General features: G+C 67.4%; 15 protein-coding genes. 5 read left to right on the forward strand and 10 right to left on the reverse strand.

The genetic code is table 11. The features are described from left to right. Window positions 1-17 precede the first annotated feature (17 nt). A complete protein-coding gene (locus ACH438_RS33255) occupies window positions 18-707 on the forward strand; it encodes an NIPSNAP family protein (RefSeq protein ID WP_397012514.1) in 690 nt (229 codons plus the stop codon). On the opposite strand, the gene ACH438_RS33260 is transcribed toward ACH438_RS33255, so the two are convergent. Genes ACH438_RS33260 through ACH438_RS33290 form a run of 7 tightly spaced genes read right to left on the reverse strand, consistent with a single transcriptional unit; the run spans window position 682 to window position 6,800 of the window. Beyond that, window positions 682-1,092, reverse strand: coding sequence for a VOC family protein (locus tag ACH438_RS33260; RefSeq protein ID WP_397012516.1), 411 nt, complete (start codon window positions 1,090-1,092; stop codon window positions 682-684). The two genes, ACH438_RS33255 and ACH438_RS33260, sit on opposite strands and share 26 nt — an antisense overlap. A 28-nt stretch (window positions 1,093-1,120) precedes the next feature. Beyond that, window positions 1,121-2,323, reverse strand: coding sequence for a TetR/AcrR family transcriptional regulator (locus ACH438_RS33265; RefSeq protein WP_397012518.1), 1,203 nt, complete (start codon window positions 2,321-2,323; stop codon window positions 1,121-1,123). A gap of 13 nt (window positions 2,324-2,336) precedes the next feature. Continuing rightward, window positions 2,337-3,884 carry a long-chain-fatty-acid--CoA ligase gene (locus tag ACH438_RS33270; RefSeq protein WP_397012520.1) on the reverse strand — a complete coding sequence of 516 codons (1,548 nt, stop codon included), beginning with the start codon at window positions 3,882-3,884 and terminating at the stop codon, window positions 2,337-2,339. 13 nt (window positions 3,885-3,897) lie between these two features. Beyond that, window positions 3,898-4,728, reverse strand: a complete 831-nt coding sequence (locus ACH438_RS33275; RefSeq protein WP_397012522.1) for an SDR family NAD(P)-dependent oxidoreductase — start codon at window positions 4,726-4,728, stop codon at window positions 3,898-3,900. A gap of 15 nt (window positions 4,729-4,743) precedes the next feature. Next, window positions 4,744-5,154 carry a MaoC/PaaZ C-terminal domain-containing protein gene (locus tag ACH438_RS33280; RefSeq protein WP_397012524.1) on the reverse strand — a complete coding sequence of 137 codons (411 nt, stop codon included), beginning with the start codon at window positions 5,152-5,154 and terminating at the stop codon, window positions 4,744-4,746. Continuing rightward, window positions 5,151-5,609, reverse strand: a complete 459-nt coding sequence (locus ACH438_RS33285) for a MaoC family dehydratase N-terminal domain-containing protein (protein WP_397012526.1) — start codon at window positions 5,607-5,609, stop codon at window positions 5,151-5,153. Before ACH438_RS33285 ends, ACH438_RS33280 begins: the two co-directional genes overlap by 4 nt. 3 nt (window positions 5,610-5,612) lie before the next feature. Beyond that, window positions 5,613-6,800: a lipid-transfer protein gene (locus tag ACH438_RS33290; protein WP_397012528.1), complete on the reverse strand. Its 1,188-nt coding sequence runs from the start codon at window positions 6,798-6,800 to the stop codon at window positions 5,613-5,615. 120 nt (window positions 6,801-6,920) lie between these two features. On the opposite strand from ACH438_RS33290, the gene ACH438_RS33295 reads away from it, so the two are divergent. Then, the gene (locus tag ACH438_RS33295) at window positions 6,921-7,910 is read left to right on the forward strand and encodes a hypothetical protein (protein WP_397012530.1); all 990 of its coding nucleotides are present in this window, start codon (window positions 6,921-6,923) and stop codon (window positions 7,908-7,910) included. Window positions 7,911-8,001: 91 nt separating this feature from the next. Next, complete coding sequence (locus tag ACH438_RS33300) at window positions 8,002-9,513, forward strand: GMC family oxidoreductase (protein WP_397012532.1); 1,512 nt, start codon at window positions 8,002-8,004, stop codon at window positions 9,511-9,513. A 13-nt stretch (window positions 9,514-9,526) separates the two neighbouring features. On the opposite strand, the gene ACH438_RS33305 is transcribed toward ACH438_RS33300, so the two are convergent. Genes ACH438_RS33305 through ACH438_RS33315 form a run of 3 tightly spaced genes read right to left on the reverse strand, consistent with a single transcriptional unit; the run spans window position 9,527 to window position 11,548 of the window. Beyond that, complete coding sequence (locus tag ACH438_RS33305) at window positions 9,527-9,925, reverse strand: nuclear transport factor 2 family protein (RefSeq protein WP_397012534.1); 399 nt, start codon at window positions 9,923-9,925, stop codon at window positions 9,527-9,529. A gap of 25 nt (window positions 9,926-9,950) precedes the next feature. Beyond that, a complete protein-coding gene (locus ACH438_RS33310; RefSeq protein ID WP_397012536.1) occupies window positions 9,951-10,748 on the reverse strand; it encodes a molybdenum cofactor biosynthesis F family protein in 798 nt (265 codons plus the stop codon). Further along, the gene (locus tag ACH438_RS33315; protein WP_397012710.1) at window positions 10,745-11,548 is read right to left on the reverse strand and encodes an SDR family NAD(P)-dependent oxidoreductase; all 804 of its coding nucleotides are present in this window, start codon (window positions 11,546-11,548) and stop codon (window positions 10,745-10,747) included. The genes ACH438_RS33310 and ACH438_RS33315 overlap by 4 nt, the downstream gene beginning before the upstream one ends. A gap of 154 nt (window positions 11,549-11,702) precedes the next feature. On the opposite strand from ACH438_RS33315, the gene ACH438_RS33320 reads away from it, so the two are divergent. After that, complete coding sequence (locus tag ACH438_RS33320; RefSeq protein ID WP_397012538.1) at window positions 11,703-12,773, forward strand: ABC transporter permease; 1,071 nt, start codon at window positions 11,703-11,705, stop codon at window positions 12,771-12,773. A 14-nt stretch (window positions 12,774-12,787) separates the two neighbouring features. After that, window positions 12,788-14,296 (forward strand): sugar ABC transporter ATP-binding protein, encoded by a 1,509-nt coding sequence (locus ACH438_RS33325; RefSeq protein WP_397012540.1) that lies wholly within the window; start codon window positions 12,788-12,790, stop codon window positions 14,294-14,296. Window positions 14,297-14,320 lie beyond the last annotated feature (24 nt).

Below are 14,320 nucleotides of genomic sequence, written 5' to 3' on the forward strand. Positions count from 1 at the left end.
CGCGGCAGAGTGGGCGGATGAGTGAAATCCGGTGGCCGGTGGTGGAACTGCGGCAGTACACGTTGCGGCCGGGAAGTCGTGACACGTTGATCGAATTGTTCGATCGGGAGTTGGTGGAGACGCAGGAAGCTGTCGGAATGCGGATTGCCGGGCAGTTCCGGGATGAGGATGATCCGGATCGATTCGTGTGGATCCGCGCCTTTCGGGACATGCCCTCCCGGCTGACGGCGCTGAACGGTTTCTATATGGAGGGCGAGGCTTGGCGCACACATGCGCCGGCCGCGCGAGCCACCATGGTGGACACCGACAATGCGCTGTTGTTGCGGCCGGTCGGGGGAACGGGAGACCTTGCCACCGAGGCTGTACGACCGGCGGTGGGAGCGAGCGAGTTGCCGGAATCGCGGGTGCTGGCCACGGTCTATCAGCCGGCTGTACCGCCGGAGGAGTTCGCCGAATTCTTCGAGAGCACGATTCGGCCCGAGCTCGCCGACGCCGGGATAGTACCTATCGGGTGTTACGAAACAAGTTCTGCGGCAAACGATTTCCCGGCGCTGCCGGTTCGCGAGGAGCAGGTGTTCGTCTGGTTCGCGGTCGTGGATCGATCCCGGAGCTGGACACAGGAAATCGGGCCGGAGCTGTCGAAACGGCTTGCGGGACCGACGGTTCACCTTCGGCTGGCGCCTACGGCGCGCTCGCTGCTGCGGTAGGGCCCAGCAGGTCCCAGCGGTTACCGGAGATATCCAGGAAGACGGCTACCTTTCCGTAGGGTTCGGTACGGGGTTCGGTGACGAATTCGACTCCGGCCGAGAGGTATCGGGCGTGCGCGGCTTCGAAGTCCTCTACTTGGAGGAAGAAGGCCACTCGGCCCGCGAGTTGGTCGCCGATGGCCCGGCGCTGGCGGTCGCCGTCGGCTCGGGCCAGCAGGATGCCGGTGGCGGAGGAGGGCGGACGGACGACGACCCAGCGCTTCTGGCGACCGTCGTTGGTCAAGGAGGGGGAATCCTCGATCAGGTCGAAACCTAGAGTGTTGACGAAGAAGTCGATGGCCGGGTCGTATTCCTCGACGATGATCGTGACCAGTTGCAGGTGCATTCGGCGAGCGTAGGGCTCGCGGTCGGCGTCAGCCGGCTTTCGAGGCCGCCGGAAGTGCCAGGACTCTGCCCGCGATGCTCGCCAAGGGCCCGGCGAGGTCGGGGATGGCGCGCAGGTGCGGGGTGAGGGCGGTGTCATTGACCATCGTCTGAGCGGCCTGTACCCGGATGCGAGCCGCGACAGGGTCGAAGGCCGGGTGCAACTGGCGGAGCAGATGGACCCATTCGGCGATGTAAGCGCGCTGGGAGGCGCGGGCTCGGGTCCGGTCGGCGGCGGGCAGATGCTCGATCTCCGAGATGAGGAGCTGGATGAGAGGCGGGTTCTCCAGCGTGAACTCGGTGTAGTTGGCGAGCAGCCGGGTCAGCCCATCGCAGGGGGTGACCGCTCCGGCGAGCGCACGTTGCATGCCCATGCGGAGCCATTCGTCGCCGCGGGTGATGGCGGCGGTGAGGATTTCGACCTTGCCGGAGAAATGGTTGTAGACGCTGGGACCGGCGATACCGGACGCCGTGCCGATGTCATCGACGCTCACTCCATTGAAACCCCGGTCGGCGAACAGTTCCGTGGCCTCGGTGAGGATGATCTCGCGGCGAGACGTGCTCGGGATCCGGGTCGGTCGCGTGTGGGGGCGGCGCTCTGCCGGCAGGACCGGGGCGGGAGCGTCGATCACCGCCCCGATGAGTTGGCCCAGCAGCTTGGTGAATTCGAGCTCCGGGAGCGAAAGACTGTGGAAGGACACACTGTTCGCGACCGCGAGGGCACACCAGGCCAGCAGATCGGACTGCGCCGGGGTGAGTTCGGGCCGGCGCCGGGTGATGAGTTCGGTGAAGCGGGCCCCGATACGCCGGGCGTCGGCACGGAATTGCTCGCGGTCCGCGTCGGAGAGGTGGCGGGCTTCCCGGCGCCACAGCACCCCCACCTCACGACCGGCGAGGATGGACACGGCGAGGGTGGTGGCGATGTCCTCCCGCGGATCCTCCATGGCCACGATGGCATCGTCGAGCTTCCGCAGCGCGCCGCCGATCACGGTGGCGAGCAGACTCTGCTTGCCACGGAAATGGCGGTAGAGCGCGGAGGGCCCGATGGCCACGGCTTCGGCGACCTCGCCCATGCCGACGTTCTGATATCCCTTGCGGTAGAACAGATCCCCCGCCGCGGCCACGATCAGATCGCGGCGGTTCGCCGGCCTGGTATTGCGGGCCGGACGGACCACGTCCGGCCCACTCACCATTGCGTCACACTCCTCAGGAGACCTGACTGCCGTCGGCGTCCCAATACGGTTTGCGCAGTTCGCGCTTGAGGATCTTACCTGCACCGGACATGGGCAGTTCCGGGACGAACTCGACACTCCGCGGCGCCTTGTAACCGGCGATCAGCGTCTTGCAATGCTCGCGCAGCTCCGCCTCGGCGGCCTGCTCCCCCGGATGCAGCACCACTACCGCATGCACCCGTTCACCCCATTCGGCATCGGGCACACCGATCACCGCGCACAGGGCGACCGCCGGATGACTCGACAGCGCGTTCTCCACCTCCGCGGAGTACACGTTCTCCCCACCGGTGATGATCATGTCCTTGATCCGGTCGACGATGAACACGTACCCGCGCTCATCCATGTAGCCGCCGTCCCCGGTATGCATCCAGCCGTCCCGCACGGCAGCGGCGGTGTCCTCGGGCCGGTTCCAGTACCCGAGCATGACATTGTCCCCGCGCACCACCACCTCGCCGATCTCGCCGCGCGGCAGCTCCCGATCGCCGGGATCGACGATGCGCACCTCGGCGTGCGGTACCGCGCGCCCCGCCGAGCGGCGCAGCACCGGATCGTCGTGGTCGTCCGGCTGCAGGAGCGTGGCCACCGGCGCGACTTCGGTCATGCCGTAGGCCTGGGTGAATCGAGCCCGCGGGAAGACCTTCCGCGCCCGCAGCAACAGCGCCTCCGAGATCGGCGAGGCGCCGTAGGTGATGGTCTCCACGCTGTCGAGATCGTGGTCGAGCGTGGCGGGATCGTCGACCAGCATCTGAATCATGGTCGGCACCAGCAGAAGATTGGTGACCCGATGCGCGGAGATCGCGTCGGCGACACCCGCGGGGGTGAAAACCGGCACGATCGCGTGGGTCGAGCCGGACAGATTGGCCGCCACCCACATGGCGGCGTCGGCGAGGTGGAACATCGGCGCGGCGTGCAGCACCGTGCCGAGGCGGGTGACGAAATCACCGGCGGCCACCGAACCCAGCGCCGACACGATCAGATTGTCATGGCTGAGCATGACGCCCTTCGGGTACCCGGTGGTGCCGCCCGTATAGAAGACGCCCGCCAATTCGCTGCCGCCGGTGCGGGTATCGCCGATCGGCTCGTGCCCGGCCACCAGCTCCTCGTAGCTCAGCGTGTCCGCCGGTTGGGCGCCGTCGCCGCAGAAGATGACGGTGGCCAGTTCCGGGAACTGCGCACGCAGCGCCGGAATCATCGGCGCGAAGGCATCATCCACCAACAGCACCCGAGTATCGGATTCCTGCAGCGAGTACGCGATCTCGACCGGACTCCAGCGGATATTGACCGGATTCACCGCCGCGCCGACCCACGGCACGGCATACAGATATTCGAAGTAGCGGTCGGAATTGAGGCCGAGCATGCCGACCCGATCACCGCGCCGCACACCGAGCGCCGCCAGCGCGCCGCCCAATCTTGCTATGCGGTCGGCGGATTCGGCGATGGTGCGCACCCGGGCACCGAAGATGGTGAGCGGTCGGTCGGGCTGCTGTTGCAGGTTGCGGTGCAGTGATTGGGTCAGGTACATGCCGGCTCCTCGATCAGATGCTGAAGCCGCCGCCACAGACCAGGGTCTGCGCACTGACGTAATCGGATTCCGGAATGCAGAACAGGTACACCGCGCCCGCGGCCTCGGACGGCGTGCCCGCGCGGCCCAGCGGAATCATCTGCTCCATCGCGGCCAGCAGGCCCGGGTTCACGCCGACCTTGATCTCCTTGCCCTGTACGTCGATGGTGCCGTCGCCGCCGGCGGGCGTCTCGGTGAGCCGGGTCTTGATCATGCCGAAGGCCACGCTGTTCACGGTGACGTTGTAGCGGCCCCATTCCTTGGCGATGGCCTTGGTCAGGCCGATCACCCCGGCCTTGCCGGACGAGTAGTTCGCCTGTCCCGCATTGCCTCCCGTCCCGGCGAGGCTGGAGATGTTCACGACCTTGCGGCACGGGATCGGCTCGCCGGCCTCCTTGGCCTTCTTCACCTGCGCGGAGATCACCGGCTGTGCGGCCCGCAGGATCCGGAACGGGGCCTTGAGGTGCACGTCGAGAATCGCGTCCCACTGCTCGTCGGTCATCTTCTGGATCACCGAATCCCAGGTGTACCCGGCATTGTTGATGATGATGTCGAGTCCGCCGAAGCTGTCCACGGCGGTCTGCACGAAGCGCTCGGCGAACCCTTCCTCGGTGACACTGCCGGTGCAGGCGACGGCCTGACCGCCCGCGGCCTCGATCGTGGCGACGGTATCCTTCGCGGGCTCGGCATCCATATCGTTCACCACGACCTTCGCGCCTTCGCTCGCGAGCTTCAGCGCGATCTCGCGGCCGATGCCGCGTCCGGAGCCGGAGACAATGGCGACCTTGCCATCGAGAGTTCCCATGTGTGACAAATCCTTTCAGAGTGCGACGACGGCGTCGCCGAGGAGGGTGACGGTGCCGTCGGCCAGCGTGACGGCGAGTTCGAGAGTGGCGCGACGCTCGCCGTCCACCTCGTCGACGGCGGTGACCCGCCCGGTCGCGGTGGGCCGCGCCAGCACCGGGGTGATGGCGGAGAACCGCACCCGATAGCTCCGGATCGCCTGCGGGCCGAACCGATCGGTGAGCAGCCGGCCCAGGTGGGCCATGGACAACATGCCGTGCGCGAACACATCGTCCAGCCCCGCCGAGCGGGCGAAATCGAGGTCGATGTGAATCGGGTTGTGATCACCCGAGGCACCGGCGAACAGGGCGAGGGTGGTCCGGCTGATCGGGCCGATCGGCAGGGCCGGCAGTTCCGTTCCGACCTCGATGGCATCGATACCGGTCATTGCCCGACCTCCGGATTACGCACGACGATAACGGATTTCAGCTCGGCGATGAGTGCACCGTCGGCGCGGGTGATCGTCGAGGTCTTCTCGATGAACTCCAGCGCGCCGCCCTTCTTGCTGTACACATTGCCGATGATCGGAGTGGAGGTGAGCTCGTCACCGGCCACCGCGGTCGCGTGATAGACGAAGGACTGCTCGCCGTGCAGGATCCGGCGCAGATCGACGCCCATCTCGGCGAGCCAGCCGAAGGAATCCGGATTGTCGAACTCGATGCCGAACAGGAAGGTCGGCGGCACCGGAAGATTCGTGAAACCCGCCGCCTTCGCCGCGTCGAGATCGGTGAAGACCGGATTGGTCTCGCCGATGGTCCGCGCGAAGAAGCGCAGCCGACCCGCGTCCACGGTCATGGTGCTGGGCGGCAGTTTCCTGCCGATCACGCTCTGGTCCACGGGCATCGGTCAGCTCACCTTCTCGTACAGGGTCACCACGGCCGCGCCACCGATGCCGATATTGTGCTGCAGCGCGACCTTCGGCGCGCCCTCCACCTGACGGCCCTCGGCCTGCCCGCGCAGCTGCCAGACCAGTTCGGCGCACTGCGCCAAACCCGTTGCGCCCAAGGGATGTCCCTTGGACAGCAGCCCGCCCGACGGGTTGGTGACGACGCGCCCGCCGTAGGTGTTGTCACCGTCTTCGACGAACTTCTCGGCCGTCCCCTCCGCGGTCAGCCCGATCGCCTCGTAGGTGAGCAGTTCGTTGGTGGTGAAGCAGTCGTGCAGCTCGACCACGCGAATATCGGTCGGCGACACCCCGGATGCCTCGTAGACCTGCTGTGCGGCGGCCTTCGACATGTCGTAGCCGACGATCTTGGTCATATCGTCCTCGGTGAACGTGGACGGGAAGTCCGTCGCCATGGCCTGCGCGCGGATGATCACCGCGGCGTCGATGCCATTGGCCTTGGCGAACTTCTCGCTGACCAGGACCGCGGCGGCCGCGCCACAGGTGGGCGGGCAGCACTGCAGGCGGGTGAGCGCGCCGTAGATGTGCGGGGAGGCCAGTACCTCCTCGACGGTCAGCGGGTCCCGGAACACCGCGTACGGGTTGTTCGCGGCATGCTTGCGCGATTTCACCGAGATCTTGGCGAAGGTTTCGGGCGAGGTGCCGTAGCGCTCGGTGTACTGCCGGCCCGCGCCGCCGAACATCTGTGCGGCGAAGGGGGATTCGTCGCGCTGTTGCAGCTTGTCCATCACCTCGTCGAACCGCACGAACGGGGTCGGGCGGTCGGTGTAGGCCATGGTCAGCGCACCGCGCTGCATCTGCTCGAACCCGACGGCGAGCACCACGTCCGCGGCGCCGGACTCGACCGCCTGGCGCGCCAGATACAGGGCCGACGATCCGGTCGAGCAGTTGTTGTTCACGTTGAAGACCGGGATCCCGGTCTGCCCGAGGCCGTAGACCACGGCCTGCCCGCAGGTCGAGTCGCCGTACACATAACCGGCGTAGGCCTGCTGGATCTTGGAGTATTCGAGGCCGGCGTCGGTCAGCGCGGCGCGCGCTGCCCGGGTGCCCATGACGTCGTAGGTTTCGCTTCGGCTCGGTGTCGTGAATGGAATCATCCCGACACCGGCAACGATGGCGTGTGCAGCCATATCGTTCCCATCATCATTGACTAACGCTGATTCACTTAGTGAACACCACGGGATGGATTACAGGCAAGGATCGAAATTGACCTACCGAACACTAGGTAAGTTCGGTTAGCCTTGCGGCCCATGTGGACACGCTCGCTGGGAATGGTCGCGATGGCGGCGGCGCTCACGCTGACCGGCGGAGTCGCCCACGCCGACGCGGCGCCGGGCAACCTCCCCACCGGAGATATCGAGAAGACCTACTTCCAGCAGGGGCCTTCGGCGGTGATGAGGCAGCAGGGCTGCTGCGATACCGGGGGTGACAAGTACGACCTCTGGTATCCGGCGAACCTCGGCAAGGACGGTGTCCGGCATCCGATCATCGCGTGGGGTGACGGCACCTGGGCCCATCCCGGGCAGTACGACTATCTGCTCTCGCATCTGGCCTCGTGGGGCTTCGTCGTGATCGCGGCCGACAACACCAATGTGGGCTCGGGGCGCGAACTGCTGGACGGCGTCGACTATCTGACGCGGCAGAATGCCGATCCGGGCAGCCCGTTCCACGATGCGCTCGACACCGATTCCATTGGCGCGATGGGACATTCGCAGGGCGCGTCCGGTGCGCTCAACGCGCTGGCGCGTTCGGGTGGGCGGATCAAGACGGCGGTCACCATCGAGCTCGTCGGGCAGCTGATCTGCTCGGCGATTCCGCTCGCCACCCAATTCCAGGCCCCGGAGGATTGTGCCGACCCGCGCACGCTCACCTCCGGTTCGGTCCTCTATCTCAATGGCTCGGCGGATCCGATTTCCCAATCCGCTCAGCCGATTTCCTCGCAGCTCGCCGGTCTGCAATCCGCCCAGGCCTACTACGACGCGACGCCGGATTCGGTGACCAAGGCCCGGGCGAGCCTCAACGGCACCAGCCATAACGACATCCAGGGCCAACCGGCGTGCGATGTCGTGCAGAACGATTGCGTGCACGGCGTCTACGGGTTCCTCGGCTATCCCACCGCGTGGTTCATGGATCAGCTGACCCACGATCAGCGCGCCCACGCCGCATTCGTCTCCGGGAGCGGGGAATTGTTCTCGGAGAACACCAACTGGAGCAATCAGCAGTCCAATATCACGCGCTGATCCTGGCGCACGGTGTACTGCTGTTGGCCTGGCGCGCACCGCCCGTCGAATGCGGCTGTGGCCGGCGCGCGCGGGCGGCAATGATCGCCCCGTGCAGGACAATGAGTTTCATGCGGATTATGTGATCGTCGGCGCGGGCACGGCCGGGCCGGTACTGGCGCGACGCTTGCTCGATCGCACCGAGGCGACGGTGCTGATACTGGAGGCGGGCGGGCCCGCCACCAACCCGGCGATCCACGATCCGCTACGGATGCACGAGCTATGGCATTCGGCACAGGATTGGGACTATCACACTGTCGCACAACAGAATGCGGCCGGGCGCCGGTTGCATGTGCCGCGCGGGCGGGTGCTCGGCGGGTCGCACGCGCTCAATGCCACCATCTACGTGCGCGGGAATCCCGCCGATTACGACGGCTGGGCCGAACTCGGCAATGCCGGATGGTCCTGGCGCGAGGTCGAGCCGCTGTTCCAGCGCATCGAGCGGTACGACCGCGCGGGCTCGGAAAGCAGCGGAATGCTCGACATCCTCAGCAAATACGATCCCGATCCGGTGCAGCAGGCCATCCTGTCGGCCGCGCACGAGGCCGGAATCCCCGGCAACCCCGATTACAACAGCCGGGTGCAGGATGGGGCGGCGGCGGTCCATCTGACCATCCGCGACGGCATCCGGATCACCACGGCCGACGCCTATCTCGGGCCGGTCGCCGGGCATCCACGGCTGACCGTGCGGACCGGCGTGGAGGTACATCGATTGGATATCCACCACGGCCGGGCGCGCGGGGTGAGCGGGGTGATCGACGGCCGTCCGTTCCGGGCATCGGCCGGGACCGAGGTGGTGCTGGCGGCCGGGGCCATCGGCACGCCCGCACTGCTGCTGCGCTCCGGTATCGGGCCCGCAGATGAATTGCGGGCCATCGGTATTCGGCCGATCGCCGACCTACGCGGCGTCGGCCGTGAGCTGCGCGATCACTGGCTGGTCCCGGTGATCTACTCGGCGAGCCGGGAGATCACCCACACGCCCGGACTGCCGCATGCGCAGACGCAGATCTTCTGGCGCAGCGAAGCCGGTCTGCCCACGCCCGACCTGCAGCCGTTGCATTTCAGTGTGCCGTTGTACGAATCGTGGATGTCCGGGCCCGTCAATGGTTTCTCGCTGATGGCGGGACTGATCCGGCCCGCGAGCACGGGCCGGGTCACCCTCGGCAGTGCGGAGGGCCCGCCGCTGATCGATCCGAACGTGCTCGCCGAACCCGCGGATCTGCGCCGGCTCACCGCGGCCGTGCGACTGTGCCGACAGGTGGGAAGTGCTCCCGCACTGCGTGATTGGGGCGCGATCGAACAGTATCCGGGACCGGACATCCACGATGACGCGGCACTGCACGGCTACATTCGGCACACGGTCGTCACCTACCACCACGCCTCCGGAACCTGCCGGATGGGAGTCGACGCGGACGCGGTGGTCGACCCGGCGTTGCGAGTGCGGGCGATCGACGGGCTGCGAGTGGTGGATGCCTCGGTCATGCCGCGCATCCCCACCGGAAACACCAATGCCCCAACCATTCTCATTGCGGAACGCGCCGCGGATCTGATGGCTCCGGTGTGATGCCGGCGAGCGGCTAGGACATGGCCGCTCGCACCGCCGCGGTATCGGTGAACTGTTCGAAGCGCCGGACTTCGCCGTTCTCCAGCCGCCAGATGTGGACGAACCTGGCGGTCATCTTGGTGCCGGTGGCGCGGTAGACACCGGAGTAGGTGCCGATGCCGACCACTATGCCGTCACCCGCGCCCACCACCTCGTCGACGGTGGCGGTGTAGCCGTCCCATTCGGCGGCCAATCGGCCGAAGACATTGTCGCGCACGGCTTCCGGCCCGATGTAGGTGCCCGCGTAAGGGAACCCCGCCATCTCGGTCCAGGCCACATCGGCGGCGAGGGGCGCCAGCATGCCGACCAGGTCCCCGCGGTCGGAGGCGCGGTAGTGCGCCCGAATGACTTCGAGGTCACTGTTATTGCTCACGGATCATCCTTTGCGATCGAATCGGTCAGGCCGGCTGGCCGTCATCGGGGTATTGCACGCGGCCCAGGGCGGTGATGTGGGCGCCGCCGGGTGCGTTCCGGACCGCGCCGTCGTCGGCGAGCCCGAAGAAGCGTCCGGTGGAGCGCATGGCGTCCAGGTTGTAGAGCCAGGTGGCGGCGACGGGGATCAGGAACTCGCGGAAGGTGAAGACGTAGAGGTCCGGCGCGAGTTTCCAGGTGGTGGCCAGGTCCACGTCGCCGTGGCCGCGTTGCTCGCCGATCAGGCATTGCCAGCAATAGCGTTCCGAGCTCAGGTACACGTGCTCGTAGAGATGGTTGGGACTGTAGCGGTACACCGCGCGCCAGCCGATGAGGTCGCGGGTCGGGCCCGGCACGTCGCCGCTCGGACCGGCCACGCCGCCGATATCGACTGTGCCCGCGAAGAATTCCTGCGAGACGCGCGGTACGCCCGGGGTGGGCTCGGTGGCGATGGTCGAGACGACGGTGATGGTGCGCGCGGTCGGGAGATGGACCGCGGTCACCTCCGAGACGTACGGGCGGTCGGCGAAGGTGCGGGCGAGGAAGTAGACGCCGTCGGCGACCTCGACCGCCTCGTACCAGTCTGTGCCCGAGGCGGATCCGCTGGTCCAGTCGACCCGGTCGGCGGTGCGGAATCGCAGATCGATGGGTGCGCCGCCGGATCGTTCCAGCAGCCAGCGTTGCCCGATCAGGCCATCGGTGGCGGGCAACCGGTTGGTGTCGATACCGGCCGCGAAATCGTCCAGGGCCTTCCAGTCTGCGGGGACCGCGGCATCGGTGTTCATGCGATGTCCTCGAAGGCGAGCGTCGGGAGGTCCACGGCGGCGGCGCCGCAGTCGGCGACCACCACCGATCCGGTCATGGCGGCGGAATCGTCGGAGAGCAGGAAGGCGACGATCCCGGCGATCTCCTCCGCCTCGGCGGGCCTGCCCAGAGGCGTGTCCTTGGTGGCCAGGGCGTAGGCGTCGGCGCGATCGAATCCCCGTGCGGCGGCGAGCGCGTCCATCTGCTCGTCGGCCATGGCGGTACGAACCCAGCCGGGGCACAGGGCATTCACGCGCACGCCATGCTTGCCGTAGTCACGGGCGAGGGACCGGGTGAGGCCGATGAGCGCATGTTTGGTCGTGACATAGCCGGCCACCGCCGGTCCGGCGAACAGCCCGGCCAGCGAGGACACCACGACCACCGATCCCCCGCGCACGCGCAGGCTCGGCAGGGCCTCGCGCACGGTCACGAACGCACTGGTCAAGTTGCTGTCCAGACTCTGTTTCCAGGCATCGTCGCCGGTGTCGGCGACCGTCCCGAGACCGTGCCCGCCCGCCCCGGTGACCACCATGTCCAGGCGTCCGAACGAATCGATCGCCTGGGCGACCATGCCGCGCACATCCTCCGGGTCGGCCGCATCGCCCGCGACGGCGCGCGCTTCCTCTCCCAATTCCTCGGCCAGGGCCTGTAGCGGTTCGGACCGGCGGCCGCACAGTACGACGGCGGATCCCTCGGCGACCAGTCGTCGCGCGGCGGCCGCGCCGATACCCGTACCGCCCCCGGTGATCAGAGCTACTCGGCCCGCGAGCCGTTTCGTCATATCCACGCGTGCACCGTAGGCCCGCCGTCACGCCGGATCCGGGCGGTCGTAACGGCCGGGGTCGGGCCGGACAAGGACTGTGCACGCACGGACAAGTACTCGCGCCCTCCGGTGCCGGAAGCTGATCGGACACCTTGGACGAACAGGAATTCCCGTGACAGCCAACGACATCGAACGGGCCGGCGCGTCGGCCCGGCAACCTCCTCCGACGTCCGGCGGCGCCCGACTCACCCTGGCCCTGCGCCGGCTCAGCCCGGCGGTGCGGCGGCTGACGCAGGCCGAATCCAACAGCGCATTGCTGGCGACCATCGCCCTGGTCATTCTGATCGGCGTACTGCACCGGGACTTCTTCAGCCCCGGCCAGATCCGGGACATGCTGCAGAGTTCGGTGTACGTCGGGCTGCTCGCGGCGGGCATGTCCTTCCTGCTGGCCATGCGCGAGATCGATCTGTCGGTCGGCGCCATGTTCGGGCTGACGCTGATCAGCTCGGCGGTGCTCATCCGCAATGGCCTGAATCCGTGGCTGGCGGTCGCCGCGGGGATCGTGCTGGGCGCGTTCCTGGGGCTGATCAACGCACTCGTGGTGCAGTTCATCGCGATTCCGGCGATCGTGGCGACGCTGGCCACCATGCAGGTGTTCCGGGGACTGGCGGTGGCGTGGAGCAATGGCCAGCAGGTCAGTGGATTGCCCTTGCACAGTTCGTTTTTCACCGTCGTCGGCGGGAACTTCCTCGGGCTGCCCGTCAGCGTGTGGATCCTGATCGTGGTGACGGTGGTGCTGACCGCCGTGTTGCGGTTGACGCCGTTCGGATTCCGGGTCCGGTCCATCGGATCCAATCCGGACGCCGCGACGTTTTCCGGCATCTCCCAGCCGTGGACGCGCATGCGGGTCATGGTGTGCGTGGGCGCGCTGTGCGGGCTGGCCGGCGCACTCGGGCTGGCGTTCTTCGGTTCCGGCGACCCCAATGTCGGCACCGGCTTCGAATTGCAGGCCATCGCCGCAGCCGTCATCGGCGGCACCCCGCTGCGCGGCGGCAGTGCGACCGTGGTCGGTGCGGTGGTGGGCGCGGTGCTGCTGAGCGTGGTGTCCAGCGGCCTGGTCTATTTCGATATTCCGGTGAACTGGAGTTCCTTCGCCAGCGGTCTCGTGGTGCTGGTGGCGGTGGCCATCGACAGCCTCCTGCGCAGCAGACGGCGGGCACGCAATGCCCGCTTCGGGTTGTAGGGGAACGGATTCCGATGAATGTGCTGGAAGTCAGTGGGATCGGCAAGACCTACGGCGGCGTGGTGGCCTTGCGCGATGCGCGGCTCAGTGTGCGCGCCGGATCGGTGCACGCGCTGCTCGGGGAGAACGGCGCGGGCAAATCGACCCTCATCAAGGTGATCACGGGTGCGGTGTCACCGGATCGGGGTTCCCTGCTGCTGGAGGGGCGGGCGGTGTCGTTCGGCTCCACGGCGCGCGCGGCCGCGCAGGGCGTCGCGGTGGTGTCGCAGGAGTTGAATCTGTTTCCCGATCTGGATGTGCTGGCCAATCTGTACACCATGCGCGAGCCGACGCGAGGGCCGTTCCTGAACCGCGCGGCCATGGCCGCGGCGGCGCGGCCGGTGCTCGCGGAACTCGGCGTGGAAGTCGATCTGCGCCAGCCACTCAGCAGTCTCTCGCTGGCGCAGCGGCAGCTGATCGAGATCGCGAAGGCCCTGCTCACGAAGCCGCGCGTGCTCATTCTCGACGAGCCCACCTCGGCGCTGGACGAGGCGGGAAGTCAGCGCCTGCTCGATATTCTGCGATCCCTGCGCGAGCGCCGGGTGGCGGTCGTGTTCGTCTCGCACATCCTCGAAGAAGTAATGGCGCTGTGCGATGAGATCAGCGTGCTGCGCGACGGGAGCACCGTGCTGAACGGCATCCCCCGCGCCGAGCTGGATATCGCCCAGGTGGTCGAGGCCATGCTCGGCGACCGCAATGAAACCGCACCGCCCGCAGTCGCCGAAACCATTGCAGCACCGGTGAATACCGCGACAGGTGCGACACTGAAGCTCAGCGAGGTCGAGGTTCCGGATCGGCTGCACAGCGTGAGCTTCACTGCCGCACCCGGCGAAGTGATCGGCATTGCCGGGCTGGCCGGTTCGGGGCACACCGCGATCCTGGAAGTCATTGCGGGACTGCGCCCGCCGAGCGCAGGCCGCGTCACACTGCCCGGCGGACGGCCGGTGCCACACTCCCTGCGCGCGGCGATCGACGCGGGCGTCGCGCTGGTGTCCGGGGATCGGCGCCGCCTCGGGCTGATGCTCGACAAACCGTTGTGGGAGAACCTGGCCCAGGTGAGCTCGGTGGCACTCGGGCGCGATGGCCTGCTGCTGCAGCCGGGCCGGCTACGGGAACGCGCGCGAGAGCTGGTGTCGCGGTTGCGAATTCGCACCGAGAGCGTCGATACCGTCGCGGGACTGTTGTCCGGCGGGAATCAGCAGAAGGCGGTGCTGGCCAAATGGCTCGCCTCCGAGCCGACGGTGCTGTTGCTCGACGATCCCACGCGCGGTGTGGATGTGGGCGGTAAGGAGGAGATCCACGCACTGCTGCGTGCGGTCTCCGGCACGGCGATCGTGTTGCTGTGCTCCACCGACCTCGATGAGCTCACCTCGCTGTGCGATCGAGTATTGGTGCTCTATCGAGGCCGGGTGTGCGCCACCCTGTCCGGGGATCGGATCGATCAGCACGCCGTGTTGCGGGCGATGAATACGGGCACTGAATAGGGGCGGCCATCGCACGAAACATCC

The sequence above is a fragment of the Nocardia sp. NPDC020380 genome, assembly GCF_044386975.1.
Classification (GTDB): Bacteria; Actinomycetota; Actinomycetes; order Mycobacteriales; family Mycobacteriaceae; genus Nocardia.